Raw genomic sequence first — 9,187 nt, 5'->3', positions numbered from 1 at the left:
GCACACTAACGATTATTTCGATATTAATTATAAATATAATCAAGACGCTAATACAAAATATAACGGAAATTTCCGCAGTGGGATAAGTAAGATTGATAACTTGGGTTATATCATTGATGGGCAAAGATATGTTTGGTACACACTGAGAAAAGGAACAGGTCATTACGAAAAGAATTGCGCATATGAATTTTATTTTGTCTATGACTTAGAAAATAAAACGGGACAAACTATTCAGGATGAGCATGAAGAAAGTAATGAAAAGTACATTACCAACAATCTAGATGGAACCTATGACTTAACTTTAACGGCTAAGACAAGCTATAAAAACAAAGAAAAGTTGGATGTTGTATTCCTTGTAGATACTACAAGAAGTATGAATTTACCATTCGGCACAGAGAATGGCTTGGCTCGATATACAAGTAATGATTATGAGACCACAGGAAATAGCCGTAAAGCTAAAGTTAATGAGCAAATCAATAAGTTAGTAGATAGCCTCTCCCAAAATGAAAACTACGATCTGCAATATGCGCTTGTAGGATTCGGAGGAAATAGAACAGTAAATGTAGCGGATAACCGATTTGTATATAATAATGTTTCGGTTATGGATGCGAACGGAAATGAAATTAAGAAATACAGCGTTCCTATTATTGGAGAGAATGATCTTACAATTGAAGATACTCCTTATAACGATGCTGAAATTTATGGTTATACAAAAAATGCAGCGGAGTTTAAACAGAGACTGAAGAGCCTGCCGGAAAATCAAGGTGAGGTAGATGGAAGAAACTACTCAGCAGGAATCATTGGACTAAGATATGTTCTTGACGGATTTGGAAAAACAGCAATAGCAAACGACAAAATTCGAGATGGCAATGCGCCTAGATCTGATGCCAAGAAGATATACATTATGATATCTGATGGAGATCCTACTTATAGCTATACAGCTACAGACGGTCTTTATGATGATACAATCATGAGATTCAAGTTTGGAAATGATAGATTCCAATACGAAAAGAACTTAGCAAAAGGCTATACTTATGGAAATGGTAGAGATTTCAGTAGAGTGGGCCTAAATCAGGCAAGAGGATATTTGGCTCAAGTAGGAGGATATTCCGCCTTCTATACAATTGGAGTTGGTAACCAGCAAAACTGGAAGCATTTGAGAGAATTAACCGAAGAGCATGGTTATGACTTAGATCCAAAGTGGGCATCAATCGGAAATAGAAAGTATATTCGTTCCGGTACACCCCTTGCAAAAGGTGCAGACGGTCAGATTTTTGATGGATCCACTCCTGATAATTTGGCAAATAGCTTTAAGCAGTTATCTGATAAGATTGCACCAAAGAAAGCAACGAACATTACTATTAAGGATACATTTAGTGAAAATGTGGACTTAGTAGCCAACACAGAACTCGTTGCAGAAATCTATAAGCTTGCTGACAACAATGTGGAAACGGTTGGAAGCGCATTGACTCCAGATGAATATCATAAGTTAAATCTAAATAAACTGGTACCTGAAAAGTCCTGGAACAAGGTAAAAAACAGGCAAGAAATAGGGTTAAAAACAGATCCTGAGGACTTTGAATTACCGGCAGGCTATGAGATTCGACTTACAGCTAAGATTAAACCAAGTAAGATTGCTTATGAAAAGCTTAGAAAAGGCGAGGCAGAAAAAAATATCGGTGAGGCAAGAACGGATTTAAATGATATTTACAAGACATACTTAAACGGTCGAAAATTTGGCCCTGATGAACAGTATGGAGCTTCAACGGATATTAAAGGCCTTTTCACTAATGATGAAGCAAAGTTTAATTATAAGTGGAGAGGACAGCCTCAAGAAAAGCGCTATAATAAGCCAATCATAAAAGTACAACAGAGAGAAATTGTTATCGAAAAGCAGATTCTTGGACTTGAAGGAAAGGCATATTTAGAGGGGCAAACTTATAAGAGTAAAGAAGGAAGCTCAAAATCAGGATTTACAAATCTTGGAATTGCAGTTTTAAGAGATATTAATTTTACGGTATATGAAGTGCAAGATGATGGAACAGAAAAAGAGTATGTTAGCTTCAAGCTTTATCAAGATGGCAACAGCGAAGATCAAAGCAAAGAAGGAATCATCAAAGTAGGCGACATTACTGTAAAGAGACATCAAGTTGTATACAATGCAGCGTATGATAGATTATCCTTAGGCTATACAATATCCGGATTAAATCCGAATAAGAAGTACAGGGTTGTGGAAACAGCTCCAAATAAGTCCTACGGATATCAAAATCAGGAACATTTATATAAGTTCATCAGTAAAGAAAATAATACTGAAGAAAAGCCATTTAAGCTAACAGAGAAATCACAGGTGGTAGTTGTAAATAATTACAACAAAGAGAAGCCTAAAAAGAAAGTTACTATTGAAAAGTTAGTGGAAAATGCGCTTAAATCTGATGGCTATGTAAGCGAGGAAGATAAGAAGAGAGACTTTGATTTTTACCTAAGGGTATATCATCCGGACACAAAAAATGCTCAAAATAAGCCGATACCCGGAAAAGCATTTAGCATACAAGAGTTGGAAGAGTTAAAGAAAACATTCCCAACTAATGTACAAAATAAATTTACGGATATTGTTGAAGTACCCCCTCAGTCAGGAGTTTATGCTCTACATTTCAAGCTTAGGAACAAGGAAAGACTGGAATTCTCATTAGATGAAGATTTGAAGTACAGTTTTTCAGAGTTGAAAGTTGAAGGATTTACACAACCTGAAGTGTACAAGAATAAAACATCAGAAACTGATTTGGATTACTGCGACTTAGTACCGGATTCTGCAGCAAAGTACTGGTTTACATGTGACAGATTAAGTGTTAAAGATCATTATTTTGTACAATTTGTTAACAAAACGACCAAGGTTCCGGTTCCAACCGGTATTGTAAGAGATATTACACCATACCTCTTCGGAATCTTTGGATTTGTAGCAATGGCAGGGGCATACCTCACCATTAGCAAAAAAAGAAGAGAAGTATAAGACTCCTCTTCAGCACATTCTCAATTAAACATTCACCCGCTTCTGCTACAGATACATCTGTTGCAGGACAGAAGTTGGAAAAGAACTTCGTAACAGAAGACCGACGAAAGGAGTTGAAATGGCGACTCCTGCGTCACTACAACAGCTGCATCTGTAGCAGAAGCGGATTGAATATTTGCCTTTAGTAACACTATCGGCAAAGAAAAAACAAATATAAGTCTTTTTTCTTAGGAAAAAGAAAGGAGGTTCAGACATGGTACGGCATGGTAAATTGGCGAGGGAACGCCCACGAAGCCGAAGGATGTATCTCGATACAACGTGAGCTGAAACTCAACAAGTCACTTTAATAATTCGAAGGGTCGCGCCTTCTAATTATAAATCACACAACGTTTCTACTATTTTTTAAAAAGGAGAACAAGATGAGAAAGAATTTAAACAAGCTTGCAACTCTGGCATTATCCGGAATGATGGTAATGTCTATGGCTGTGCCTGCATTCGCACAGGATGTAAAGTTTGAGAAGAGAGTCCACACCGATGGTAAGACTCTCGCACCAAAGACAACATTCAATTTTGAGGTTACTCCGGCTAAGAATGCAGGATCTTATACCTACACTGGATCAGACAAAAAGTCTCACACTGAGGCTACTAAGCCGGGACCTGCTAACGGTGTTACCATTACAGGTGCTGAATTTGCTCCTAAAGCTAAAAAATTCGGAGATGAGACCGGCGCAGATTATGGAATCTTCAAGTCTAATGCTAACATCCACGTTGATGAAAGCAAGTTCACTGATTTAGGATTCTACGAGTATGACATGCACGAGGTAGATGCTAAATACGAAGGTATCTACTATACAAAGTCCGAGTTTAAGATTTTCGTTTTAAAGTATTTAGATGCGCAGAATAAGGCACAATTCACTACCACTGTGGTACGTGTAAAGAGGGGGGCTGACGGAAAAATTGACAATACCAAGGTTGAAGGTATTGACAACAACTATGGTAGAGAGTTGCCACCACCCGAGAATCCAGATATTCCTCCTGTAACACCTCCAGAAAATCCAGATAATCCTTATGATACAACTCATGAAGTGACTGTAAGAAAGAAGATTTTTGGATCCTATGCTAACCACAGTGAAAAGTTCCAGTTTTATGTAACAGTAACTCCAGCAGATACAAAAGGACAAACTGGAAGTGAGTTATACAACATTAATGCGGAAGGAAACATTAAATTAAACGGAGTAGAGGCATTAACTGCGGGTGTAGAATCTGGACCGTTTGAAGTTGGTGAAAACGACGGATTTACTATTACCGGTTTAACAAAGGGTGACAAGGTAACCGTTCGAGAGGGTAATAACACCTATACAATGACCGCTGGAGCAGTTGCAGGAAAAGAAGACTTTATTAAGAATCTTGCAGTTTCCGGATTTGAAGCTAGCTTCAATGCCGTTAAGGATGATGCTGCAGTAGATATCAAGAACACTAAGGATGTTGTTACTCCTACAGGTATCGTTATGAATGTTGCTCCTTACGCTATGATGCTTGCAGTTGCCGGCGGATTAGGTGTAGTATTCATGAACCGCAAGAAGGAAGAGGAATAAATCTTTCCAACTTATAATGTTTTCAGAATATGGCGTTAACTTACCGTAGAGCATAAATTCTTCTTCTCCAAAAATAGCACGAAAGTAAGAAAACAAGATATTTTGAATCAGTATCAAAAACTCCGGGTGGCTTTGCCACCCGGAAGGGATACTGAAAACGTATGTAGATTGGTTTTTTGAAGCTTTCAAGAAACCCATGTACACACGGTGTACAGCAGGAAAAGGAGTGGAAAGGACAAAGAATGGATGTAGCAGCAAAAGCCGCTAAAGCCGGTGATAGAGTTTTATCTATGCTGGCAATTGTCCTCATGGTTATCATGTTAGCATTTGGTGGATACTCCCTTTGGGACACTTACATCACAATGTCAGGTGCATTCTTAGGAAGAGATTTACTGAAGTACAAGCCTTCAGTGGAGAATCCGGAAGAAACCAGATTAAGTCTGGAAGAGTTACTAAAAATCAATCCGGATACAAGAGGCTGGATAACCATTGACGGAACCCACATTGACTACCCCATGGTTCAGGGAAGAGACGACATGGAGTATGTGAACAAGGAGGTAACAGGAGAGTTTTCCCTTTCAGGGTCAATTTTCTTAAGCGCCTATAATAAGGCGGATTTTTCGGATCCCTATATGCTGACCTATGGACACCATATGGATAACGGAGGGATGTACGGAGATGTCATGGAGTATATTGATAAAGATTACTTCGATAAACATCTCACAGGAAATCTTTTTATGCCGGACGGCAGAGCACGCAAGATGGAGGTTTTCGCCGCTATCGAATGTGATGCTTATGACCATAATATTTATCAAGTAGACGGCAAAAAAGGGCACATTATGGAACTGGTGGAATATTTGAAAAAGCATTCCACAAACTTTAGAGATATCGGGATGAAAGAAAGTGATCAAGTCATGGCACTCTCCACCTGTGTATCGCTGGAAACAAATGGTAGGGTTGTTGTATTAGCAAGAGTAAACCCATAAAGGGAGGAAAACGGAAATGAAAGCAAAAGACATTTTAATAAAGGCTGGTACAGTATTATCAGCGGTGCTATTCCTTTCCGCAGGATTGGGATTCTCATCCCAGGCAGCTGCGCAAAGTGCAAGCTTAAAGATTCCGGTAAAGATTAGCACATCAGGCGCTGCACCGGAGGAAACCTATACAGTTACGATTGAAAGAGATCCTTCCAATCCAAACGCTCCATTACCATCACCGAATCAGGTTAGCGTTACAGGAAACGGAGCAAAGGATTACATCCTGGAATTTCCGGAGATTGTATATACCACAGAAGGTGACTACAAGTATACAATCAAGCAGACTGTAGGAACACAGAGCAATTTCACCTACGACAGTAGAACCTATACACTTTTGGTAAAGACCACGGAAGTTACTAGAGATGCCAATGGAAATGCCGTATCTCCATATATTTTACCGGTATTCTGGGTAGGAACCGGAGAGAATTCTGCAAAGCACGGAGATATTTCTTTCTATAACCGTTATAACAGAGGCGGTGGTGGAAATCCTCCTAGCCCGAATCCAGGTCCTAATCCTGGCCCAAATCCTAATCCAAACCCGAACCCGAATCCGAATCCCAGTAATCCTTCCGTACTTGGTGCAACAAGACCTAGTAGCGTAGAACCCGGAGTTCTCGGCGTAGACAGGGAACCAAAGGTTCCTGAAGTATTGGGAGCATTGAGACAGGTAGCAACTGGAGATGCAAGCTTCATGGCATTATACGGACTCTTTGCAGCATTATCCCTCATGTCTCTTCTTTTCTGGGGACTTGGTTATAAAAAGCAGGGACAGAAGAAAGAGAATAGAGGCTAAATCTAAAGATTCAGCCATATACAATCAACTAAGGATTTGATTCGATGCGATTTTTTCAGAATCGCAAAAACCCAAGGATGGACAAGCCGAAAGGCACTTCAGGCTAAGCAACTTCATTGACGAATCATAGCTTAAGTTGAGCGAAAGAGGAAGAAGTGAAAAGCACCTAATGCTTATCCTAAAAAATATAAGTGCAAAAGTTGTAGAAGCAACTGGTGTGACACCGTGGGACATGGTGTTATATGTCCTAGATGAAAATCTATTTGTTCTAAAAAACTTCCAAGTTAACCTTGGAAGTTTTTTGTACTATAATAAATTTTAGGCTATAAATATTCACAGGCTGTATGCTTGAAAAGTTGAGTCATGCAAAGATAAGGCTTTTTAAAGCTACATCATACTTAGAGGACGAATAGTTTAATCACATAAGAGAAAGAATATAATGCAATAAATAGAAATATAGAGCAAAGGATAGCAATGGATAAAAAAACAACAGTATTTTTGGCAAAAAAATTATTTACAGAATTGGTATTTAATACTGCTTACATTGAAGGTGTGAACGTTACCTTCTCTCAGACGCAGACTATATTGGATGGCGGAATCGTGAATCAGGTACCGGTTTCCGATATACAGACAGTGCTGAACCTAAGAGATGCCTGGCGTTATTGTATCAACAATTTTGAAAGCGCAACGAACTATGACTTCCTTTGTAAATTAAACGAAATGGTCTCTCGCAATGAAAGCTTGGCTTGGGGAAGTTTGAGAACAGGTAAAGTCGGCATCAGCGGAACGGAGTACATGCCTGAAATACCCAAGGAAGAAGAAGTAAAGGAAGAGCTACATAAGATTCTTTCCATATCCGATACGGTGGAGAAAGCATTGGAAAGCTTTTGCTATATCGTCTATCATCAGCTCTTTTGGGATGGGAACAAAAGAACAGCAACAATATTTGCCAGCAAAATACTTATGGAAGCAGGGATAGGGATTCTTAGTATCGGAAAGTCTGAAGGAGAGAAGTTTAACGAGACTCTATTACAGTATTATGATAACGGAGACAGTAAGGAGCTAAAGGAATGCTTAAAGACTTGCATACTTTCGATGTGATACATAGAATATATAATTAGATTAATTCTATAGGAAGGAGGGATTACAATGTGTGATAAAACTCAGCTTAATAAAATTACCAGTCAAATCGTAGAAGCATACCGAGATATTTACGGACAATCTATTAAAAATATAGTCATGTATGGATCTTTCGCCAGAGGTGATTTTGATGATGAATCGGATATAGACTTTGCTGCGATAGTGGTAGGAGAAAGACAGGAATTGCAAAAGAAACTGGAAGAAGTATGGGATAAAGCTTCAGATATCGGCTTGGAGCATGATGCAGTAGTGTCGCCTGTTGTAATACCCTATGAAGAATTTCTTGAGTATAAAGATAAGCTACCTTATTACCGTAATATAGATAAGGAGGGCATTATCGTTGGATGACTTAATACAATACAGAATCGATGTAGCAAAAGAAAAATTGAAGTCTGCATATATACTTTTAGAAGCAGGACAATATAAAGATTCCATTGGTCGCTCATACTATGCTTTATTTTCAGCAGTTAGGGCTGTACTGGCTAAAGATCAAGTAGACTTTTCTAAACATGCCGGGGTAATCGCTTACTTTCAGAAAAGCTATATTAAAACAGAGATATTTGAAAGAAAATATTCTAAATATCTGAGTAGCGCATTTCAAATTAGAAATAGCTGCGATTATGATGATTTTTATATTGTCTCGAAAGCCAGCGCTGAGGAGCAGTACCGAAAAGTCAAAGAAATGATAGATGTGATTATAGACTATCTCTGTAAATCGGAAGAACTTTAAAACATTTTCCTCATTCTATGGTATAGTAGTTAAGAAATTGTCAATCTGCTTTGGAAGATAAATTCAAAAACTAGTTTAGAAGTTTGAAAAGTATTGAAACGAAAACCCGAACAATGAAAGAACATGGAGGAAAAGTCCAATGGCATTACAAGTAGAAAAAGGAAGACCGGCACAAAATGAAGGCAGAAGCAAGAAGGAGCTTGCGGTTTACGATTATCTGGACAAGCAGGGCATTGCCTATGAGAGAGTAGACCATCCGGAGGCACATACCATGGAGGATTGTATCCCCATTGAGGAGGCTCTGGGGGCAAAGGTTTTCAAGAATCTGTTTTTAACCAATAGTAAGCACAGCTATTACTATTTGCTCCTGATGCCGGGAGATAAGCCCTTTAAAACCAAGGAGCTTTCCGCACAGCTTGGGGTGTCCCGACTTTCCTTTGCTGAGCCGGAGGAGATGGAAGAGGTGCTGGGATGCACACCGGGCTCTTCCTCCATTTTCGGACTGATTCATGATAAAGAGGATCTGGTAGAGCTTTTGGTGGATAAGGATCTGATGAAGGAGGAATATCTCTGTGCCCATCCCTGCCATAACATTGCCACATTGAAGGTAAAAACCTCCGACCTTTTCGGGAAGTTCTTAAAGTCCACAAAGCACTACAAGACAGAAGTGCAATTAAAGGGCGAGGAATAGGACAATAGAAAAATAAAGCGCTTAGAACATCGAAACTCCTTGACATAGGGCGAGTCTCCATGCTATCCTATAGCAGAACTTGGGGCAACGCCCTATTTTTTATGCACTAATTTCGTAGTCATGCGAAGTTAAAAATCATTGGAGGTGAAAGCCGTGCGTACAAAGATTATATTAGCATGTACAGAATGTAAGCA

The 9,187-nt window shown here is 39.0% G+C and carries 8 protein-coding genes; all 8 read left to right on the top strand.

All coding sequences use genetic code 11. From position 1 onward, the window contains the following. A partial coding sequence (locus RYL27_RS09365; RefSeq protein ID WP_314966788.1) for a DUF7604 domain-containing protein occupies positions 1 to 3,007 on the top strand: 3,007 nt, incomplete at its 5' end. A 419-nt stretch (positions 3,008 to 3,426) separates the two neighbouring features. Next, entirely contained in the window at positions 3,427 to 4,602 is a 1,176-nt protein-coding gene (locus RYL27_RS09360; protein ID WP_308578948.1) for a DUF7601 domain-containing protein, read from the top strand. Positions 4,603 to 4,844: 242 nt separating this feature from the next. Further along, positions 4,845 to 5,588 (top strand): class B sortase, encoded by a 744-nt coding sequence (gene srtB / locus RYL27_RS09355; RefSeq protein ID WP_308578949.1) that lies wholly within the window; start codon positions 4,845 to 4,847, stop codon positions 5,586 to 5,588. Between the two features lie 16 nt (positions 5,589 to 5,604). Then, positions 5,605 to 6,432 carry a Spy0128 family protein gene (locus tag RYL27_RS09350; RefSeq protein WP_308578950.1) on the top strand — a complete coding sequence of 276 codons (828 nt, stop codon included), beginning with the start codon at positions 5,605 to 5,607 and terminating at the stop codon, positions 6,430 to 6,432. Positions 6,433 to 6,906: 474 nt separating this feature from the next. Beyond that, the gene (locus RYL27_RS09345; RefSeq protein ID WP_314966784.1) at positions 6,907 to 7,533 is read left to right on the top strand and encodes a Fic family protein; all 627 of its coding nucleotides are present in this window, start codon (positions 6,907 to 6,909) and stop codon (positions 7,531 to 7,533) included. 48 nt (positions 7,534 to 7,581) lie between these two features. After that, complete coding sequence (locus tag RYL27_RS09340) at positions 7,582 to 7,920, top strand: nucleotidyltransferase domain-containing protein (RefSeq protein ID WP_304069330.1); 339 nt, start codon at positions 7,582 to 7,584, stop codon at positions 7,918 to 7,920. Beyond that, complete coding sequence (locus RYL27_RS09335) at positions 7,913 to 8,302, top strand: HEPN domain-containing protein (protein WP_007158186.1); 390 nt, start codon at positions 7,913 to 7,915, stop codon at positions 8,300 to 8,302. Before RYL27_RS09340 ends, RYL27_RS09335 begins: the two co-directional genes overlap by 8 nt. 139 nt (positions 8,303 to 8,441) lie before the next feature. Next, positions 8,442 to 8,993, top strand: coding sequence for a prolyl-tRNA synthetase associated domain-containing protein (locus RYL27_RS09330; protein WP_007158185.1), 552 nt, complete (start codon positions 8,442 to 8,444; stop codon positions 8,991 to 8,993). Positions 8,994 to 9,187: the final 194 nt, after the last annotated feature.

The organism is Oribacterium sinus (genome assembly GCF_963537195.1).
Classification (GTDB): Bacteria; Bacillota; Clostridia; order Lachnospirales; family Lachnospiraceae; genus Oribacterium; species Oribacterium sinus_A.
The sequence above is the reverse complement of the archived record's forward strand: the minus strand, read 5'-3'. Positions and strand labels throughout refer to the sequence as shown.